A 20,352-nucleotide genomic window follows, 5' to 3' on the forward strand; every position below is an offset into this window, starting at 1 on the left:
TCCTTCTTTTTGCGCTCGCGAAAGTAATTATTTTTTTGCTGAAATCCGGTAATTTCCACCTTTAAGCTGCAACAAATTTCTAGACATACCGAGATAGTGGATTTGAGAAGCAGGAGTATGATTTTCGCCGTTTACCAATATATTATTTAACTCTGAAGGAATAAGAACAAAGGCTTCACTGTTCCCCGGAACCGACAGATCCATTTCCCATAAGCCAGCGTTTGAATTTAAAGAACACTCAATGCCCCCCCGAATGGTAGGTACCCTGATTTCAAGTTCTTCCAGTCCGGTTGGCTGAGGATTTACCGTAAATGTTTTAAATCCCGGATCCAGAGGCTGGATACCCAGCAAACGTCGGGGAATAATATTTCCCGGCGCTGCGCCCCATGCGTGGTTCCAGGTTAGATTGGGCTTGTAATATTCATCCCAAGCTTCAGTGGTCATGGTTGAACCAACATTTAACATGTTTATCCAGCTGCGTTTACTTTCCGATGTTATCAAATCCAGAGCGTATTCTGCTTCGCCTGCATTGTATAGCGCTTCCAGCAAGTATTGCGCACCGTAAACACTACAGGCCATCCCCTTGGTTTTTAGAAATTCGGCAACTGATTTTATGTTCTCCTGCGGAACCAGATTAAAAGCGAGAGGAAGCATATTGGCATGTAAACTTGAATGATCGGTACCAATGCCGTCTGTAAAGATTCCGTTTTCTTTATTAAACATGTTTTTCATAATACTTGCCTGAACTTTTTTGGCCTGAGTTTTAAAGAAATCTGCATCTTCTTTTTTCTCCAGGGCGCCGGCAATCTCACTCATGCAATTAAGCGCATAAAAATGAAAGGCGTTTACCACTGTATTGTAATCTGTAAAAACATATCCATCGCGTTCGCCTTCGGGAGTTGGGCCTGCATTGCTGGCCTGCTTTTTCCCCACAGGCGTTCCTGCCGGCCAATCAACAATATCTCTAAAACCCTCTCCTGTATAATGAATGCTTTTAAGGAATTCAGGTGTTACTTTCCCCGTTCTTGTGCTGATTAATCCATCTTCCCGCGCAAGATCAATAAGCGTTTTCTTTTTCAAATCGTCGTAAACTGTTGCCAGAAATTCCGTGTCGCCGGTGTACATATAGTGCTCACGGGCCATCATTACCGAATGCATTTGCCACTCAGTTGGCCAGCTTGCATGCGCGATTAAAAAAGCTGCCGTATATTGTGCTGCTGAGTATTCACGGTCAACGGAATAATGCCCCAGTTGCTGGATGTAGGCATCGGCCTCATACGGCATACGTTCGCGGTTACCGTCGCAATATACTCCCAGAAACGGAGTGGCTTTTAATGTGTATTTGCATAAATCCCACACTTTGTTTAAGTTATTGTCCGGACTTTCAAAATGTGATGCTTCGTCGTCGAAATAATAAAAGAGCGCCTTTTGAACTACACTGTTTACTTCCATATTTTCAGTGCCGTTTATTTCAACATAACGAAAAGGAAGAACTTCCGGGTAAAAGGGTGCGAGCTTCTGACTGTGTGGATAACGTGCATCGTGACGCGGAATTTCGACCTGATAATTGTGCGTTCCTTTTTTTAAAACGGTTTCATATTTATAAAATCCGATGTTGGAAACCCCGGGATTTTTATTTACTGTAAAATCAAAGTTTTTCCGCTCGCCCAGAAATATAATGAGTCTCTCCCCTTCCTTCTTTGCCGTTACCCGAATATCAAGTGTAGCAAAAGCAGCTTTTCCAAAGTCAGCAAACCAACTGTTGGCCGAAGATTTTTCAAAAGTAACCGGAAGCAACGAAAAGAAACTTGCCATTTGGCGGTCTTCGGCAACCCATTTTTCTTCCTCAAACTGAACCCACTTGCTTTGCCCCGGCCATTCTTTATTTTGGTTTAAATCACCTGTGATAAATTTTTGCGCCTGGCTGTATTTACTTTCATAACTATTTTCTCCCCACACTTTTACTTTCCACCAGTAACTTGTGTTTGGCTGTAGTTTTTTCCCCCGATAAGAAATATTCTGTGAGTTTGCCGACTGCATTTTGCCACTGTCCCACAAATCTGCTTTGTCTTCCTGAAGTAAACCGGGTGAACTGGCTACAAGAATTTGACAGGCGGTTTGGGATACCCCTTGTTGCGGGAAAATCCACCCAAATTCAGGCTCTGAATCTGTGATAACGGCTATTTCGGGAGCCCTCAGTAGTTCTGTTAATAAACCAGTTGGCTCGTAAGAATCTTGACCAAAAGTGGAAAAACAAACAAAGATGAAAGCGATAAGTATAAAATTTTTCATGGTTCAGGTTACAATTCGTTTATTGTTTTCAAAAATAATAAAGAGAATTAACTTTTCCCTTTTAAATATTTTTTGGGAGCAAAATATCGCCGCCAAAAAGGTAGCCGGGTAAATGATGTATATGTAATCAGCCAGTTAAAAAGACGATAGCGAAGCAGGAAATGCAGGACTTTGTAACTTAAAAACACAAAAGGAAGCCCGGTAATAAAAATCGTTGTCCAAAAAACGAGATTAAAATGGGCATGCAGAAAACTGTCTTTGGGGGCTAACTTTGAAGTGAGAAAAAGCGGAATTATGGAAAAAATTAACCACCATACAACTGCTACAAAAAGATGTGGTGTTTGAATGGCTTTTCGGGGGCAAATATTCATACAGTGCATACAACTTTCACACTTTTTGGTCCAAAACGGACGATTGTTTTTTATCTGAATGGCTTGAACCGGGCATTGTTTTTCACAAATCCGGCAGCCATCGCATTTGTTTCCTGCAATATATGTTTTAGCCAGTGCAAATCTTCCAAAGAGATAATATCCTATTGAGATTGGACTGACCATCAGATCAAGAGGAAGCGAGAGTAATCCTTTAAAAAATTGTTTCTCTGTAATCAATTTTACGGCAACGTTTTGAGTGATTCTTTTACAACGCATAAAAATAGACTCTACAACTTTTTCCCGTAAGCCCGGGTGAATTGAAATCCAGTTTGATGGCAAGTCCATGGGTTGCATCCCAATAATTCGAAAGCCTTTCAATTTTAAAATCAAAGCCGGTAAAAGTTGAGCAAGCCCGCTCATGCCTGGCGTAAATAATTTTGAAAGTTTCATTCCCGCCCGCGTATTTATAAGAAAAACTTTGTTTTTCTGTTTTGGGAAGCGGAGCAAAAAGTCAATAACAACAGGAGGGGCATTAAAACCGTGTGTGGGATAGCAAAAGCCAATTAAAGAATTTTTCCCAACTTCATCAGCACCGACGCGGAGAGAAGGAGATATTTTTGTGATTTCTGTTTCGATTTTGTTTTCAGAGAAGTATTCAGCAATCCAGTTGGCAACAGCCCTGGCATTACCCGTGCCGGTAAAATAATAGATTTTCAGGTTGTCAATCATAGCTGAAGGTTTTCCTGTAAATTTAAAATAGAAAACAATAAGAAGGGTAAGAAACTGCCGGATATTTTAAAAGTTATTTTGTGTTAAAATTTATTTCTGCTTACAACATAAAAGAAGGGGATTGTATATACTTTCCTGTATTATGCAGTATCAATTGATAATTTTCGGAAAAGTATGCAACAGAGACTAAAACCATTATTTATATTTTTGAAATTGTCCTTTTTTATATTGGTGCTAATAAATCATGATAAGCTTGTTGCTCAGGTATCGAATGGTAGTATTCCGGAGAGTTTTTATTCAACAACTAAAAGTTTGGAAATAGTACCATCTGTTTTGCTCGATTCGGTTAAAATAAATGAAAGATTGACAGAGGATACCGATTCAGGAATTCCAAACCGGTTTGGAGTTGTTCAAAAAGTTCAAATTAATATTTCTGAAGAAGGTATAAAAAGCAACAATAACGGTGTTAATATATGGAGGTATGAGCTTCGATGTCCGGATGCTGTTTCATTGGGTGTTTTTTTTAAAACTTACAAACTGCCCGATGGCGCTGCCGTGTACATTTACAGCCCTGATCGGAAACGTTTAAGAGGAGGCTTTACAAACCAAAATAATAATTCGGGGACCCAACTCATGCTTGCTGATTTTCCCGGAAATGAGCTGGTAATTGAATACAATGAACCTGATGATGCAGTGTTTCAGGGGGAGTTGGTCGTGGGGTATGTGTCAAGAGCTTATAAGGAATTAAGTTCGGCTGCAAATGAATGGATTCAGATAAATTGTGCTGAAGGTGAAGACTGGCAAACCGAAAAACATGCGGTTTGTTTAATGTCGTTTGTTGAATTTCCTTATACTTATTATTGTTCGGGGGCTTTGGTAAATAATGCAAGGCAGGATGAAACGCCCTACTTTTTAACGGCAAATCATTGTATCAGCTCCAATTCGGTTGCCAGTACCTTGGTCACATATTTTAACTATGAGAACTCCGGTTGCGAGAGTAATGATGCTTCACTGGAGCAATCTCTCTCCGGGGCTGAATTACATGCAACGAACTCCTATTCCGATTTTACCCTTTTGGAGCTTTCTGAGCATCCGCCGGAAGAATATCAAACTTATTTTGCCGGATGGAACGCAAGCGATGATGAACCTTCGGAAGGAACCAGTATTCACCACCCGGAAGGAAGTTACAAATGTATTGCATTGGAGTATGATGCTCCGGAGAGTTACCGTTATTTGATTCAGTGGGAAGATAATAGTCGCTCTATGCCAAATACACACTGGGAAGTGTTTTATGACGCAGGAACCGATGAAAGTGGTTCGTCTGGTTGCCCTTTATTTGATGAAAACAAGAGAATTATAGGGCAGTTACATGGAGGAGATGAAACCAGTTCACTTTTTGGGAAATTTTCTGTTTCCTGGGATTACAGTTCCGAATCCGAAGAACAACTTAAAACCTGGCTGGATCCTGACGATACCGGGCTTCTTCGTTTAGACGGTGTTGATTATCGCAGCGCTCCTTCTGCCGATTTTAGTGCCGATGTGTCTGTTGCGTGTTTGAATACAACCGTTTATTTTACTGACGAAACCACTTTTTCGCCTTCCATTTGGTCGTGGGAATTTAGCCCTTCAACAGTCGCATTTGTAAACGGAACAGATAAAAATTCGCAAAACCCGGAAGTTGTGTTCGCTGAAGAGGGGGTATATTCGGTTACTTTAATTGCGGGAAATACGAATGGTTACGACACACTTGTTTCAGAAAACTTAATTGAGGCAGTTGCAAATCTAAATGTATCTTTTATCGATTTCTCCGATGAAGTAAGATTGTGCGGAAGCGAAATTCAGAATTATGTGTTTCATGCTACTGGCGCTAATGAATTTTTGTTTGAAGCGGAAGAGGAGTATTTTGACATTGAAGCCGGAGCCGATTCGCTCGTTTTGTCACTAAAGGATGCTGCCAAAGAATATGGTTCATTTGATACGTATATAAAAGTTACAGGAAGCCACGGCGCTTGCACAACGTCTGATAGTGTGTTGCTCCATGTTATCCAGCAGGCAAACGACAATATTGGAAATGCAATCGCTTTGCATTTGGGAAGGAACGCATATTTTTCAAATGAATGTGCTACAGCGGAGGACAATGAGCCTTATCCGCCTGCCTCCGGCTGCCTGGTTGAAAACAGTTGGTGTCCGGCTTCGGGAAGCGGAGTTGTCGATAATTCGATATGGTTTACTTTTCAGGGACCGGCTAGCGGGAGAATCACCATTAGAACAGAAGGATTTGACACGCAGATAGCGTTGTATGAAGCCGACTCATACAGCGATGTGTTAAATGATAATTATACCATTCTGGCTGCAGCCGACAATACATCATCGGGCAACGAAGCCGTTATTGAAGACCTGAAAGTTACACCATTTCAAACCTACTGGCTTCAGGTTGACGGATACAATGGTGATTATGGTGAACTAACAATTAATCTGATAAGTAATTCCATTGAAATTTACCCAAATCCTTCAACCGGAGTTTTTAATATAACACTCGCAAATGAAAAAGAGGGAAACGTTCAGTTGGACGTATTTTCTGTTAACGGTAAAAGAATATACTCAGGTACACGCGAAGTAACTTACGACTCAAATACAGTAAGCCTTGATTTAACCGGAAAACCTGCAGGCATTTACTTTTTCAGGATGACTGAAAATAGCACCGTTATAACCCGGAAAATTGTTTTAGTACACTGAACTATTTTACCAGCTTCGAAATAGCCCTGAATTCGGGTGCTCCCGCAGTCCGGGTAAGTTCGAACAGAATCGATTCATACGAAGTCATCATAATTCCTTCATAACGAAAACGTTCTTTTGCTGTGTCTATGCTTTCTTTTGAGCGCGACGAAACACAATCCATAACAACCAACGGGTTTAGACCTGCTTCTTTTAAATCAACCGCAGTTTGTAACACACAAACATGTGATTCAATCCCGCAGATAATTACATTTTCAGCACCCGATATCTTTAACTTTTCGACTACTTTAGGCTCGTCGCAACAGCTAAAATCATGTTTTTCAACGTAATCAAAATCAGCAATTGTTGTTTTAATTCCCGGAAGTGTTTCACCTAAACCTTTGGTATATTGTTGGGTTACGATGGTTGGCACGGAAAGCTCTTTTAACCCGTTTAGTAAAATCGCACAATTTTTTAGCAAATTTTCTTTTTCCCACATTACAGGAAACAGACGTTCCTGAATATCAATAACCAATCCTACTGTATTTTCTTTTGTAATCCTCATTTTTAATCAACTAAATTTTTTTTACCAGCAAATTATTAGCTGGCATTCTGTTTACTTTTTTGTCTTGTCTTGTTCTTCTTTTAATATCCTCGCCTGCAAACGAGACTTATCGCCCAGATAGCCACCGTGATGACGTTTGGCGTATTCTTCGCTGGTAAAACCAATTTTGTTCATAAGTGAAACTACCAATGCATCACCAATTACCGTCATTACGGTTGTCGATGTTGTTGGAGAAAGCCCAAGAGGGCATACTTCAGAAGGATTTCCGGTGTAAATAAATGCATCTGCAGATTTTGCCAGAATGCTTTCCGGGTTTCCGGAGATAACTATCAACGGCAAACCGGGATGAAGGATTTCTGCCAGCTCAACCAATTCTATAATCTCACGGGTTTTCCCTGAGTTTGAAATCAGGAATAATACATCGTTTTCCTGTACAACACCCAAATCTCCATGTTGCGAATCACTTGGATGTAAAAATACCGATGGAGTGCCTGTAGAACTTAATGTTGTGGCTATATTAAGTGCTATTTGACCAGCTTTCCCCATGCCGCTGGCAACCAGTTTTCCCTTTTTTTTATGTACCCTTTCAAAAATCAAGTCAACGGCTTTTACAAAATTGTCTGTTACAGGAATACTCTTAATGGCTTCTGCTTCCTGCTCAATTACTTTTCTGATGGCTTCTTTCATACTCGAAAATTTGTCGCAAATCTAAGTGAAAAAAACGAGCAAACAGAATTTATATTTTCAGGATAGTAATGAAATTTTCGTTGATAATAAATTACACGTATGTTTTTGTTCATAATGCACACATGTTAAATGTCATAAAAAAAATCTACATATTGATAGGTATGAATATATTAATATTTGGTACTTTTGCGGGATATTTTTTTACTTCTATATTCTAATAAATAAAGATGAAAATTCACGAATATCAAGCCCGAAATCTATTCAGGAAGTACGGGATTCCTGTCCCGGATGGTGTTGTTTGCCATTCGGTAGAAGAAGTTTTAGAAAAAGTTCCTAACGACGACAAACTTCGTGTGGTTAAAGCACAGGTTCATGTTGGTGGCCGCGGGAAAGCTGGTGGTGTAAAACTGGCAAAATCCAAAGAGGAAGCAGTTGAAAAAGCAAAGCAAATCCTCGGTATGGACATCAAAGGACTGACAGTTGAAAAAGTGCTGGTTGCCGACGCAGTTGACATTGAAAAAGAGTTTTACGTTGGGTTAATTAATGATCGGAATGCAAAAGCGGTGACTTTAATGGCCAGTGCCGAAGGTGGTGTTGAAATTGAAGAAGTTGCCCGTGTTTCTCCGGAAAAAATTATTAAAATGGCAATCGATCCCACCATGGGATTAATGGATTGGCAGGCACGGAAAATAGCTTTACAACTATTTAGCGACCCGAAAGAGGTGCGTCAGGCAGCAGCTATTTTGGTAAAATTGTACAAATTGTATGTTGAAAGCGATTCTTCGCTGGCAGAAATCAACCCGCTGGTTCTGACACCCGACGGACAGGTTTTAGCCATCGACGGCAAAATGAATTTTGACGATAACGCTTTGTATCGTCAAAAGGAAATTCTGAAAATGCGCGAAGTTACTGAAGACGAGCAAAAAGAAATTGATGCCAACGAAAAAGGACTTTCGTATGTAAAGCTCGACGGTAATATTGGCTGTATGGTGAACGGCGCTGGCCTGGCAATGGCTACGATGGATATGATTAAGTTGTATGGTGGTGAACCGGCCAACTTTCTTGATATCGGTGGTTCTTCCAATCCGCAAAAGGTGGTTGATGCTATGAATATCCTGCTAAGCGATAAAAACGTTACAGCAGTAATGATTAACATTTTTGGTGGTATTACCCGCTGCGATGATGTTGCACGAGGTTTGGTAACGGCTCTTACTGAGATTAAAACTGAAATTCCGGTTGTAATCCGCTTGTCGGGAACCAACGCCAAAGAAGGCCTGGAAATTATTAAGGATTATGGGTTGCCAACAGTTTCAACCATGAGTGAAGCTGCTCAGAAAGCGATCGAGTTAAGTCAAAAGTAACATGTCAAAAAGAAGGAAGCAATGAGCATTTTAATAAATAAAGATACCAAAGTTTTAGTACAGGGAATTACCGGTCGCGACGGTGCATTCCACACGTCAAAAATGTTGGATTACGGTACCAATATTGTTGGCGGAATTTCTCCCGGAAAAGGAGGAAGTGATGTTGGCGGAGTTCCGGTTTTTAATACTGTTGAAGAAGCGGTTAAAGCAACCGGAGCCAATGCATCTGTTATTTTTGTTCCTGCTCCGTTTGCGGGAGATGCTATTTTGGAAGCAAGTTATGCAGGCGTGGAACTGGTGGTTTGTATTACCGAACATGTTCCGGTTCAGGACATGATTAAAGTTACTCCTGTTCTTAAACGTAACGGAACAAAACTGGTAGGAGCCAATTGCCCCGGCCTGATTACTCCGGAAGAGTGTTTGATTGGAATTCTTCCGGCTATGATTTTTAAAAAAGGAAATATTGGTTTGATTTCGCGTTCGGGGACGTTGACCTACGAAGTTGTAAATATGCTTACCGAAAATGGGTTGGGGCAGTCAACATGTGTAGGAATTGGTGGTGATTCTGTTTCAGGATTGTATTTTATCGATTTGCTCGAAAGATATGAAAATGACCCGGAAACAGATGCAGTCGTTTTAATTGGTGAAATTGGTGGTGATGCGGAAGAACAGGCGGCCGCATTTATCAAAGAAAAGATGACCAAACCTGTGGTGGCATTTATCGCAGGCCAGTCGGCTCCTCCCGGAAAACGTATGGGACATGCAGGGGCTATTATTTCAAGTGGTGCAGGTACAGCAGAGGAAAAAGTAAAAGCATTTAATGAGGCTGGGGTTCCTGTAGCAAAAGAGCCAAACCAAATACCAGGTTTAGTAAAGGAAAAGCTGGGATTGTAAAAAACTACTATTATATTTTTTTCAATAAAGCCGACCACTGAGAAAGTGGCCGGCTTTTTTTTGTAAATTTTCCAAGCTGATGTCAGTTTACAATGAATTGTGAGTACTCTAACTTCAGCTGTAACTTGTATCGAGTGTTGATAATCATTGAATTATAAAGATGCGTATGTTTTTTTAATATATTTGAGGAAAATCAGGGTAAACATATGAAATCAGAATCCTCCCATAGAAAGAAAGATCTTCCGGAAGAAAGAAAATCAGGAAATGAAGAGTTGGTTGCAGAATTGCTAAAGCAAAAGCAAAAACTGGAAAACGAGATTCAACAAAAAAATAAGAAGCTTCAGCAGTTGGAAACAATTTCTAATCTAATGCCGGGAGCCTCTTTCCAATTCTCAGCAGACAAAGAAGGTAATTTTCATATGGATTATCTTAGCAAAGGAGCGGAGAAGATTTTTAACAAGCCGATTTCCGAATTACAGGATCCGAATAAAATGATGGGGGGACTGCACCCAAATGACCAAAATGAATTTTTGTTATCCATAAAAGAATCGATGGATGAAATGTCGTTATGGGATCATAAATATCGTGTAAAATCAAACAGAGACAATTCGTATATATGGATACACGGTAAATCTCAGCCGGAAAAAACAGCAGATGGAACGGTTATTTGGAATGGATTACTAATGGATGTAACACATCAGAAAAATACAGAGGAGGAAGTATCCCGACAAAAAGATGAATTTGAAATCCTGATCAACAAAATGATTGACGGGTATGCAAAACACAAAATTATTTGTGATAAAAAGGGAAATGCAATCGATTATGAAACTCTGGAGGTAAACGCAGCATATGAAAATCTTTTAAATATTAAAAAAGAAGAAGTTGTTGGGAGGAAAGCAAGTGAAATTCTGCCGGCTGAAGAATTGAAAAGATGGCTGGAAAATTTTGGTCCGGTGGCTTTAAAAGGCGAGACAACAAAATATGTAATTTATTCTGAAAATAACAAAAGGTATTTTGAAGGAACCGCTTTCTCTCAGAAAAAGGGACAGTTTACAGTAACCTTTTCTGATATAACCCAACACAAAAAGACACTTGAAGAAATAACTTCCGTTAATGAACATCTTAAGGCAAGAGAACATCAATTAGAAGACTCCAACCAGCGCTTAGCTGTAAATGATGCAGAACTTCGGAGAAGTAAAGAAATGGCCGAAAGCTATCTTAATATTGCTGCTGAAATTATTTTGAGACTAAATCGTAAAGGAGAAGTAATTTTACTCAATGATAGTGGATATAAATTACTTGGATATGAAAAAGGTGAACTGGAAGGTAAAAACTGGTTTAATACATGTTTGCCAATTGAAACAGGAAGGGAGCTTGGTAATCGTTTCTATGATAGAATTGAAAGAAAGGAGGAGTTCCTGAACTTTGATTCGGAAATTGTCACAAAAACAGGGGAATATAAAACTCTTTTATGGCATAATACATTTTTAAAAGACGAGAAAGGTAATATTATCGGTACGCTTAGTTCTGGTGAAGATATAACAGAATGGAAAAAAGCAGAAAATGAAATTCAAAAACATAATATATTTTTAAATGCCATTATTGATAACAGTTTGATACCCAATTTTATTACTGGTGTTGACGGAACGCTCGTAAGGGCTAATAACGCTTTATTCAAACATTTAAAAATTAATAATGAAGATGTTGTTGGGAAATACAATCTGTTGAAAGATAAAAATCTGGTGGAACAAAATTTAATGCCGAAAGTCAGAACTGTATTTCAAAAAAAGAAATCTGTTAGGTTTATTATGAAGTGGTTTGGCTATCGTTCGGGGTTTTCAACTTTATCAGAGGCGAATAACCCCTGGATTGATGTTACCATGTTTCCAATTTTGAACGAAAACGGAAATTTGACTAATGTGGTTTGCCAATGGATTGATATTACAATTCAAAAGGAAGCTGAAATCGCCTTGCTGACAAATGAGTCAAGATATAGAAAGGCACAGGAAGCCGGACATATTGGTAGTTGGGAATATAATATACAAGATGGTACTTTTTGGGGGTCTGATGAGGGTAAAAGAATTTACAATCTTGATTTGACAAAAGAGGCGTTCTCAGGAGAAGAGGTCATGGATTTAGTAGTCGAAGAAGACAAAGACAGGGTTAATCAGGCACTTATCGATCTGATAAATGAAAATAAGCCCTATGATATTGAATTTACAGTTATACCGCAAAATACCACTGAACGTAGAATTATTCACTCTACAGCAGAATTGTTACGGGATAAAAAAAATAATCCGCTTAAAGTGACCGGCGTTTTGAAGGATGTTACTTTACAAAAACAAACGGAGAAAGAGCTCATAAAAGCAAAGGAGAACGCAGAAGAAAACGAGAAAAATCTGAAGAATTCACAGGAAATCGCAAAATTGGGCGGATGGGAATTTAATATACAAACCGGAATGTTCACTTTTACCGACAACTTTTATAAAATATTTCACACCACAGCTGAAGAATCAGGGGGGTACGAAATGACCGTTCAGGAATATGCTGAAAAATTTGTTTATCCTGATGATATATCTGTAGTTTTGGATGAAATAGAAAAAGCTATTACATCTGAAGAACCTGGTTTTAATCGATATGTTGAACATCGGATTTTGTATTCTGACGGGGGAAGCGGATATATTGGAGTGCGTTTTTTTGTTGAAAGGAATGCGCTGGGAGAGATTGTAAAAGTTTATGGTGTTAACCAGGATATTACAGAAAAGAAAAATGCTGAAATAGAATTAATCAATGCAAAGAAAACGGCAGAAGACGCTGATAAATTGAAATCTGCTTTTCTTGCAAATATGAGCCACGAGATTCGTACCCCAATGAATGGGATTTTAGGTTTCACGAGCCTGCTAAAAGAACCGGGATTAACAGGAGAAGAACAAAAAAAATATATTGAAATTATTCAAAAGAGTGGTGAGCGTTTGTTGAATACAGTAAATGATATTGTGGAAATTTCTAAAATCGAAACAGGAAACGTAAAAGTTACTTTGAAAGTTGTAAATATTACCAGGCATATTTTAACGCTGTATGAATTTTTTAGTCTAGAGGCAAAAAGAAAAGGGCTTAAATTGCTTATTGAAAACAAGCTTTCAAGCGATGAATCTTTAATAAAAACCGATAAAAGTAAAATAAGCTCGATTCTTTCAAATTTGTTAAAAAACGCAATAAAATTTACAAAAAGCGGAACAATAAAAATAGGATGTGTAAAACGAGCGAACATGATTGAGTTTTTTGTTCGTGACACCGGGATAGGAATTCCTGAAAATCGCAGGGAAGCAATTTTTAATCGATTTGAGCAGGCTGATATTGGCGATTCGCGGGTTTTTGAAGGCTCCGGATTGGGGCTCTCTATTGCTAAATCTTATACGGAAATGCTTGGAGGAAAAATATGGGTCGAATCAGAAGAAAATAAAGGTTCCACGTTTTATTTTACAGTGTACCACAATGCAGAGGCTCAATTAAAAAAAGAAGGAGAGAAGAAAAGTTCAGAAGAGGAGAAATATGAGAAACTAAAAGTTCTTGTTGCTGAAGATGATGAGGTGAGTCTGATACATTTGGATATTATTTTAAAAAATGAGGTTCGGGAAATTTTATTTGCAAAAACAGGAATTGATGCGATTGACATTGCAAAAAAGAATCCTGACATTGATGTCATTTTGATGGATATTAAAATGCCAAAAATGAATGGTCTGGATGCTACAAAAAAAATAAGGGAATTTAACCGGGACGTCGTTATTATTGCGCAAACAGCATTTGCATTGGAAGGAGATAAACAAAAGGCAATTGATGTGGGATGCGACGATTATATTTCAAAGCCAATAATTAAAAAAGAGATAATTTCTACAATTCAAAAAAATATGAAAAGAAAAAAAGGGTCCAGCCGTAAATAGCTAAACCCTCGATATTTTTTACTTATTTAGTTTATGAAACAGTGTCTGAATTTCTATCTTTCATCAAATGTACCAGTTGATCAGTTGTTCGAGCAGTTCCTGTTTGCCGCTGATTTGTTTTGGCTCACCAACTTCTTTTGCAATTTCGCGTAAATCTTCAATCGATAATTTTCCATTTTCAAAGTCGGCACCTTTACCGCTGTCGAACGATGCATAACGGCTTTTGCGCATTTCCAGGTAATCTGAATCACTCAATATCTTGTCGGCAATAATTAATGAACGGGCAAAAATGTCCATCCCGGAGACATGGGCAATAAAGATATCTTCCAAATCGGTAGAGTTTCTGCGGGTTTTTGCATCAAAATTTATACCTCCGTTTGTAAAACCTCCGGCTTGCACAATTTCAAGCATCGCTTCAGTAACTTCGTATACATTTGTAGGGAATTCGTCTGTATCCCATCCGTTCTGGTAATCACCTTTATTGGCATCAATCGAACCCAACAAATCTGCATCGGCAGCCATTCTCAGGTCATGCGCAAATGTATGCCCGGCGAGTGTTGCATGATTTACTTCAATATTTAGTTTAAAATCGTTTTCCAACCCGTTTGCTTTCAGGAATCCGATTACGGTTTGTGCATCATAGTCATACTGGTGTTTTGTTGGTTCCATTGGTTTTGGTTCAATGAGGTAAGTTCCATTGAAGCCTTGTTTTCGACCGTAATCACGAGCCATTCTCAGAAATTGTCCCAAATGTGCCAGTTCACGTTTGGTATCGGTATTGTGCAATGTCATATACCCTTCACGTCCACCCCAGAAAACATAATTTGTTCCGCCTAAAGCAATGGTTGCATCGATCGCATTTTTAATTTGAACAGCAACATTGGAAAGCACATTAAAGTCAGGGTTTGTAGCAGCTCCGTTCATGTAACGCGGGTTGCTGAAAACATTGGCTGTCCCCCACAGAAGTTTTACACCGGAAGCTTCCTGTTTCTCTTTTGCAACTTCAATCATGGTTTCAAGCCTTTTTTCGATTTCAAAAACAGACCCGTCTCCCACAACATCGGTATCATGAAAACAATAAAACGGAATATTCATTTTTGTTATGAATTCAAATGCGGCATCCATTCTTTCTTTGGCTGCGTCCAGTTTGTCGGTCGCTCCGTCCCATGGAAAAATTTGCGTTCCCGGACCAAAGGGATCTTCTCCTGTTCCGCAGAAGGTGTGCCAATATGCCACCGCAAAGCGCAAATGTTTTTTCATGGTTCTTCCTGCAACCACTTTATTTTCATCGTACCATTTAAAAGCCAGTGGATTTCTGGATTCCGGGCCTTCATATTTTACCTGGCCGATTCCTTTAAAATACTCTTTGTTTCCTTTTAATACTTCCATGATAAATTATTTTATGAGTTATTATTTTTTGTTTTGAAAATTACCATCGGGTAATTTATTCAGATAATTATCTGTCAATTTAACTGATTGCTTTTTTGAGCTGAAGCTTCCATATTTCATAAGCAGCTTCGTATTGCGCTTTTTTAGAAATATCTGGTTCAACAATGTCGAGTTTTGTCAGATTATTAAAAGCTTCATCAAAATTTTTGTAAAACCCGGAACCAATACCGGCTCCCCGCGCTGCACCAACAGAACCATCTGTATTATAAAGTTCGATAGTTGCACCTGAAATTGCGGCCAGTGTTTCCCTGAAAACAGGACTTAAAAACATATTGGCTTTACCGGCACGGATAATTTTTGCATCAATGCCAATATTTTGCATAATCTCCATTCCGTATTTAAAAGAGAAAACAATGCCTTCCTGCGCGGCTCTCAGTAAATGTCCTTTCTGGTGAATGTTAAAGTTTATCCCGCTGAAAATTGAAGAAATATTTTTATTGTTCAGTACCCGTTCCGATCCGTTTCCAAAAGGAAGAATGGAAATACCTTCTGAGCCAATTGGGATTTTAGTGGCCAGCTTGTTCATCTCTTCATAAGAAAGATTTTCCCCAATTATTCTCTTTAACCACGCGTTCAAAATGCCTGTTCCGTTTATACAAAGCAGAACACCCAAACGAGGATTTTCAAGCGAATGATTAACATGTGCAAACGTATTTACCCGTGATTCCGGATCGTATTTTATTTCGTCGCTAACACCGTAAACTACGCCGGAAGTTCCGGCTGTTGTAGCAATTTCGCCTGGATTCAGTACGTTTAACGAAAGTGCGTTATTGGGTTGGTCTCCTGCACGATAACTTATTGTGGTCTTTGATGAAAGCCCGAGCTCAGCAGCAGTTTTTTTTGAGAGTTGTCCCTGAACTGCAAATGAAGGGACGATTTCCGGAATAATATCAGAAGAGAAACCATACTGCTGAAAAAGAACGCTGGCGAGCGAATTTTCTTTAAAATTCCACATAATACCTTCTGATAGTCCGCTAACGGTAGTTTGTGGAATACCTGTCAGTTTCATTGCGATGTAATCGCCCGGAAGCATAATCTTATAAAGTTTTTCAAACAATTCCGGTTCATTTTCTTTCACCCATTTTAATTTTGAAGCCGTAAAATTTCCCGGCGAATTCAGCAAATTCGTAAGACAGCGTTGCGCTCCGATTTCTTCAAAAGCTTTATCACCAATTGAGGCTGCCCGGCTGTCGCACCAAATAATGGAAGGTCGCAAAACCTGAAGGTTTTTATCAACCATCACCAAGCCGTGCATTTGATAAGAAATACCAATTGACAGAATATTTTCAGTATTTACCCTGGTTTCGTTTAACACATCTTTTAACGCCATTTTAAGGTTAGTCCACCATAGTCCCGGGTCCTGTTCTGCCCATCCTGCCTGATGCGCGGTTATTTTCATTTCCTGTTTCGGGTAAAACGACGAGGCGATACAATTCCCGCTTTCACCTTCAATTAAGGAAACTTTTACCGAAGAACTTCCAATATCGAATCCAAGTAAATACATTTTTTAAACGTGTTATATTTATAATTTAAGTTGAACTGTTCTGTTCTGGTATGTTTTCAAAATTACGTTCAAAACTGAAGGTTTCAAAATTTTAAAAATATGTTCTTTAACATGTCAGACAGAGGAGCGCAATTTTAGCGTGGTAGGAACTTCAAACTGTACTTTTTCTCCCGAGCTTACAAATTCAGCTGCTTTTTGCCCCATTTGCTCAAAATCAGTGGAAATAACAGAAATTCCGTTTTTTACATATTTTTTCATAGGAGTTTCATTATATGAAATGACGCCAACTTCCCGGCCCGGTTCAAATCCTTTTTTAGCACATTGATCAAGAAAACCAGCCAGTGTACGGTCGCTCACTAAAAAATATAATCCTCCTTTTTTGATTTTAAATTGCTCCGGTTCAAAAATCAATTCGTGTTTTATCTGATAAGCAGCACAAAATTTTTTGAAATAATCGATTGTGATTTTTGGATGATAAGTAAACGGAGGGTAGAAAAAAGTGAACTCGTTATATTTTGATATTTTGGATATGTTTTGCTCAAGACATTTATAAACAGGATTGCCAAAATTTTGACAAACAAACGACTGAGAGGATGTTGAATGTATTTTCCAATCGATAATTAATAAATGTTCTTTGGGGATTTTTTTTATAATTCCCGGAACTTTTGGCGAGTCGAAGTTCATGACAATGTATTTGCTGTATTTTCCCAGACTTTCGTTGATGATTTTTTCAAAAACGCCAATATTATAATGATGAAAATGCAAATCAACACTGATGTTTTTGGGAAGGTGTTTCAAAAATGATCCGTAAAGAACTTCTTTGTATGCTTTGAAAGTGTCAAGAAACAGAAAGACTTTGGTTATATTTTTGGTCACAAAATATCCGCGATTGGGCACCGATTCTACAATTCCACGCTTTTTTAATTCTGCATAGGCTTTAAAAACAGTATCGCGTGAGAGTTGCGACTCCTTCATGATTTGATTAACAGAAGGTAACATTTCGCCTTGTTTTAACTGGTTTCGACTGATTGAATCAACTATCCAATCTACCAACTGTTGAAATTTTAAAACATTTGAATTGTCGTCGACTGTAAATTTGAATTTGCTCATTTGCAGAATTTAAATTTTGAAACAGAATAGTTGCTGTTCTGTTCTGTTCTACAAAACTAAAAATAAATTCGAATTAATCGGATTATTTGGAATTGAATGCAATAGATGTTCGGAAATAGCGTTTTAGGAAAAAGGATAGAGCATAGTTAAACTTTCTAAGTGGTTAAGTTTGGTCAGCAATTTTGTTTAACTGTCGGCTTTATCCTTTTTTTCTGAAGCAAAATTAAAATAACTTTACGTTTTTCGAAGTTTTATTTTGATATTCTTTACTAAAAATCAATAAAAATGCTACGAGACCTTATAATTAAAAACCGCAGTTACCGTCGTTTTGACTCTTCATTTAAAATTCCGGAAGAAAATTTAAAAAACTGGATTGAACTGGCGCGCTTTTCAGCCAGCGGGAGAAACATGCAGCCACTCAAATATTTAATTTCTACCAACGAAAAGACAAATGAACAGATCTTTCCAAATCTGGGATGGGCAGGCTATTTGTCCAATTGGAAAGGCCCGGCTAAAAACGAAAGACCTGTTGCATATATTATTGTTCTAAACGACAAATCACTGGCTACAAACTATTTTTGTGACGACGGTCTGGCCATGCAGAATATTTTGCTTGGCGCCGTCGAAGATGGCTTTGGTGGATGTATTATTGGCTCGGTAAACAAAGGCAGGGTTGCCAAGTTACTTGAATTACCGGAACATTTGGAGATACTGTGGATTATTGCTTTGGGGAAACCGGCAGAAGAAATTGTTTTAGAAGAGATGCAGGAAAATGATATAAAATACTGGCGCGATGAAAACGGTGCTCATCATGTACCTAAACGACCGGCAAAAGAAATAATATACAAAAAATTGTAAATGAAAAAGGATGGCAAAAGCCATCCTTTTATAGTTTAACTCCCAAAATATACTACCCCCTTATAAAGATTGCCTTAATTATATGGTTCGCCATTTTTGGGTTCTCTTTTAATCTGCGTGTGGAATATCCAAACCAATGCTTTCCAAAAGGTACGTAAACCCTCATTAAATGTCCCTGATCAACAATCGACTGACGTAATTCAGGAGTCACACCATAAAGCATCTGAAATTCGTACCTGTTTTTAGGCGTTTTGTATTTTTCCAATAGTTTGTTTGCGTTTTCAATCAGGAATTTATCATGAGTGGCAATGGCTGCATACATATTATTCTGCAGCATATATTCCAGATCTTCGAGAAAATGTTCCCTAACTTCCTGGTAATTTTTAAACGCAATTTTTGCGGGTTCAATATATATTCCTTTGCAGAGTCTGAAGTTTATCGGATTTTCGTCCGTGTTTAAATCTTGCAGACTTTTTATATCAGCCAAAGTTCGTTTCAGGTAAGCCTGCAATACCAACCCCACGTTTTTGGGAAATTTGGTCCGGAGTTTCCTGAAAATTTCTATTTCCATATCGACACATTGCGAATCTTCCATGTCAATTCTTACAAATGAGTTTCTTTCAGCTGCATGTTTTACAACTTCATGTACATAATTATAACAGGCCCCGGCGTCAATAAGTAAACCAAACATGGTAGGTTTTAACGAAAAACTACCTTTTATTCCTTCACTGGTAAATTCGTCAATAATTTTAATGTAGTAGTCTTTATTCTGCTCCGCCTCTTCTAGTGTTTCAATAAATTCGCCAAGCAAATCAACCGTTACTTCAATATTTTTTGCATTGAGCAATTTTGAAGCTAAAAGGCCTTCTTCGATGGTTTCACCAGCTATATACCTTTTTGAAAATACCCAGACCAGTTTTTTGGGCATATAAGGCAGGATGTTCGCAATCAACTTATTCAACATTATAAATTTTAAGTCGTTTGAAATAGAAATAGTTGTTGACGTAAAAATACTACTGCAAGCGTGCCTTTTTCAATGATGTTTATCAGCATAAACTTATGATTTAATGCAGGTTTTTTTTGAAATAAGTTGATTTATAATGAAGTAAAAAAAGTAGTGGATTCAGTTATTCGTTTTCATCTAAAAAATTATCTTTGTCAAACTTTATTTTTACACTTTAAAATTGTTAAAGAATGAAAGGAACATCATTAATCGTAAGCATTGTACTTTTTGTAGCAGTAGCTGTTTTGTATGTACTTCACTTTACCGGTTCAGGAGGCAACAGCCCTGAGATTGCAGAAACAAATGTTAGCAAATCTGAATCAGGAGGAGGTTTGAAAATTGCTTACGTAAAAGCTGACTCTGTTCTTTTAAATTATGACTTAGCTCAGGATCTGCATGACGATTTCTCAAAAAAACAGGAAGCTTACACCAGTGAGTATGGAACGAAAAGACAATCTTTTGAAAAAGAAGCCGCAGCTTTTCAGGAAAAAGTTCAGCGCGGAGGATTTTTAACCGAACAACGGGCAATACAGGAGCGCGATCGATTGTTGGGAAAAGAGCAGGAAATCCAAAAACTGGATCAGGAGTTATCGACAAAGCTGGCCGAATTGCAAACCAATAACAATCAACAGTTACTGGACAGTTTGATGGGCTATCTTGAAATTATAAATGCTCAAAAAAAATACGATTATATTTTTAGTGCTTCAAATATTTTAGTAGGTGATGAGGCGAACAATCTTACCGCTGATGTTTTGAAAGCTTTAAACGAAAGATATTCAGGGTCAAAGGAATAAAATATTAATATATATTTTTATTAAATCCGGGAACTTTCCCGGATTTTTTTTGCCCGTTTAGTTAGTTTTGTATTGAAAT

Annotated in this window: 14 protein-coding genes; 6 read left to right on the forward strand and 8 right to left on the reverse strand. The window is 38.2% G+C overall.

The annotated features are described in order from the left end of the window. Nucleotides 1-27 precede the first annotated feature (27 nt). Together GM418_RS16830 and GM418_RS16835 are read right to left on the reverse strand one after the other, a co-directional pair. A complete protein-coding gene (locus GM418_RS16830; protein WP_158868377.1) occupies nucleotides 28-2,292 on the reverse strand; it encodes an alpha-L-rhamnosidase-related protein in 2,265 nt (754 codons plus the stop codon). A gap of 47 nt (nucleotides 2,293-2,339) precedes the next feature. Further along, nucleotides 2,340-3,392, reverse strand: coding sequence for an EFR1 family ferrodoxin (locus GM418_RS16835; RefSeq protein WP_158868379.1), 1,053 nt, complete (start codon nucleotides 3,390-3,392; stop codon nucleotides 2,340-2,342). A 312-nt stretch (nucleotides 3,393-3,704) separates the two neighbouring features. Here GM418_RS16835 and GM418_RS16840 point away from each other — a divergent pair, with 312 nt between their 5' ends. Then, nucleotides 3,705-6,128, forward strand: a complete 2,424-nt coding sequence (locus tag GM418_RS16840; RefSeq protein ID WP_158868381.1) for a T9SS type A sorting domain-containing protein — start codon at nucleotides 3,705-3,707, stop codon at nucleotides 6,126-6,128. 1 nt (nucleotide 6,129) lies between these two features. Here GM418_RS16840 and GM418_RS16845 read toward each other — a convergent pair whose 3' ends face one another. Both GM418_RS16845 and GM418_RS16850 read right to left on the reverse strand, forming a co-directional pair. Beyond that, entirely contained in the window at nucleotides 6,130-6,672 is a 543-nt protein-coding gene (locus GM418_RS16845) for an isochorismatase family protein (RefSeq protein ID WP_158868383.1), read from the reverse strand. A gap of 51 nt (nucleotides 6,673-6,723) precedes the next feature. Further along, a complete protein-coding gene (locus tag GM418_RS16850; RefSeq protein WP_158868385.1) occupies nucleotides 6,724-7,359 on the reverse strand; it encodes a KpsF/GutQ family sugar-phosphate isomerase in 636 nt (211 codons plus the stop codon). Nucleotides 7,360-7,586: 227 nt separating this feature from the next. Between GM418_RS16850 and sucC the strand changes: the two genes are divergently transcribed. The 3 genes from sucC to GM418_RS16865 all read left to right on the forward strand — a co-directional run bounded on the left by sucC (nucleotide 7,587) and on the right by GM418_RS16865 (nucleotide 13,555). After that, nucleotides 7,587-8,720: an ADP-forming succinate--CoA ligase subunit beta gene (gene sucC, locus GM418_RS16855; RefSeq protein ID WP_158868387.1), complete on the forward strand. Its 1,134-nt coding sequence runs from the start codon at nucleotides 7,587-7,589 to the stop codon at nucleotides 8,718-8,720. Nucleotides 8,721-8,741: 21 nt separating this feature from the next. Then, nucleotides 8,742-9,614 carry a succinate--CoA ligase subunit alpha gene (sucD, locus tag GM418_RS16860; protein WP_158868389.1) on the forward strand — a complete coding sequence of 291 codons (873 nt, stop codon included), beginning with the start codon at nucleotides 8,742-8,744 and terminating at the stop codon, nucleotides 9,612-9,614. A 206-nt stretch (nucleotides 9,615-9,820) separates the two neighbouring features. Beyond that, complete coding sequence (locus tag GM418_RS16865; protein WP_158868390.1) at nucleotides 9,821-13,555, forward strand: hybrid sensor histidine kinase/response regulator; 3,735 nt, start codon at nucleotides 9,821-9,823, stop codon at nucleotides 13,553-13,555. Between the two features lie 63 nt (nucleotides 13,556-13,618). Here GM418_RS16865 and xylA read toward each other — a convergent pair whose 3' ends face one another. The 3 genes from xylA to GM418_RS16880 all read right to left on the reverse strand — a co-directional run bounded on the left by xylA (nucleotide 13,619) and on the right by GM418_RS16880 (nucleotide 17,618). After that, the gene (xylA, locus tag GM418_RS16870; RefSeq protein WP_158868391.1) at nucleotides 13,619-14,944 is read right to left on the reverse strand and encodes a xylose isomerase; all 1,326 of its coding nucleotides are present in this window, start codon (nucleotides 14,942-14,944) and stop codon (nucleotides 13,619-13,621) included. A gap of 79 nt (nucleotides 14,945-15,023) precedes the next feature. Then, a complete protein-coding gene (locus GM418_RS16875; RefSeq protein ID WP_158868392.1) occupies nucleotides 15,024-16,508 on the reverse strand; it encodes a xylulokinase in 1,485 nt (494 codons plus the stop codon). A gap of 114 nt (nucleotides 16,509-16,622) precedes the next feature. Continuing rightward, nucleotides 16,623-17,618, reverse strand: coding sequence for a winged helix-turn-helix domain-containing protein (locus GM418_RS16880; protein ID WP_158868393.1), 996 nt, complete (start codon nucleotides 17,616-17,618; stop codon nucleotides 16,623-16,625). 285 nt (nucleotides 17,619-17,903) lie between these two features. Here GM418_RS16880 and GM418_RS16885 point away from each other — a divergent pair, with 285 nt between their 5' ends. Continuing rightward, nucleotides 17,904-18,476 (forward strand): nitroreductase family protein, encoded by a 573-nt coding sequence (locus GM418_RS16885; protein WP_158868394.1) that lies wholly within the window; start codon nucleotides 17,904-17,906, stop codon nucleotides 18,474-18,476. Between the two features lie 52 nt (nucleotides 18,477-18,528). Here GM418_RS16885 and GM418_RS16890 read toward each other — a convergent pair whose 3' ends face one another. Continuing rightward, on the reverse strand, nucleotides 18,529-19,440 hold the full coding sequence (locus GM418_RS16890; protein ID WP_158868395.1) for a proline dehydrogenase family protein: 912 nt from the start codon (nucleotides 19,438-19,440) through the stop codon (nucleotides 18,529-18,531). Between the two features lie 230 nt (nucleotides 19,441-19,670). On the opposite strand from GM418_RS16890, the gene GM418_RS16895 reads away from it, so the two are divergent. Beyond that, nucleotides 19,671-20,273, forward strand: a complete 603-nt coding sequence (locus tag GM418_RS16895) for an OmpH/Skp family outer membrane protein (protein ID WP_158868396.1) — start codon at nucleotides 19,671-19,673, stop codon at nucleotides 20,271-20,273. Nucleotides 20,274-20,352: the final 79 nt, after the last annotated feature.

The sequence above is a fragment of the Maribellus comscasis genome, assembly GCF_009762775.1.
GTDB classification, from domain to species: Bacteria; Bacteroidota; Bacteroidia; order Bacteroidales; family Prolixibacteraceae; genus Draconibacterium; species Draconibacterium comscasis.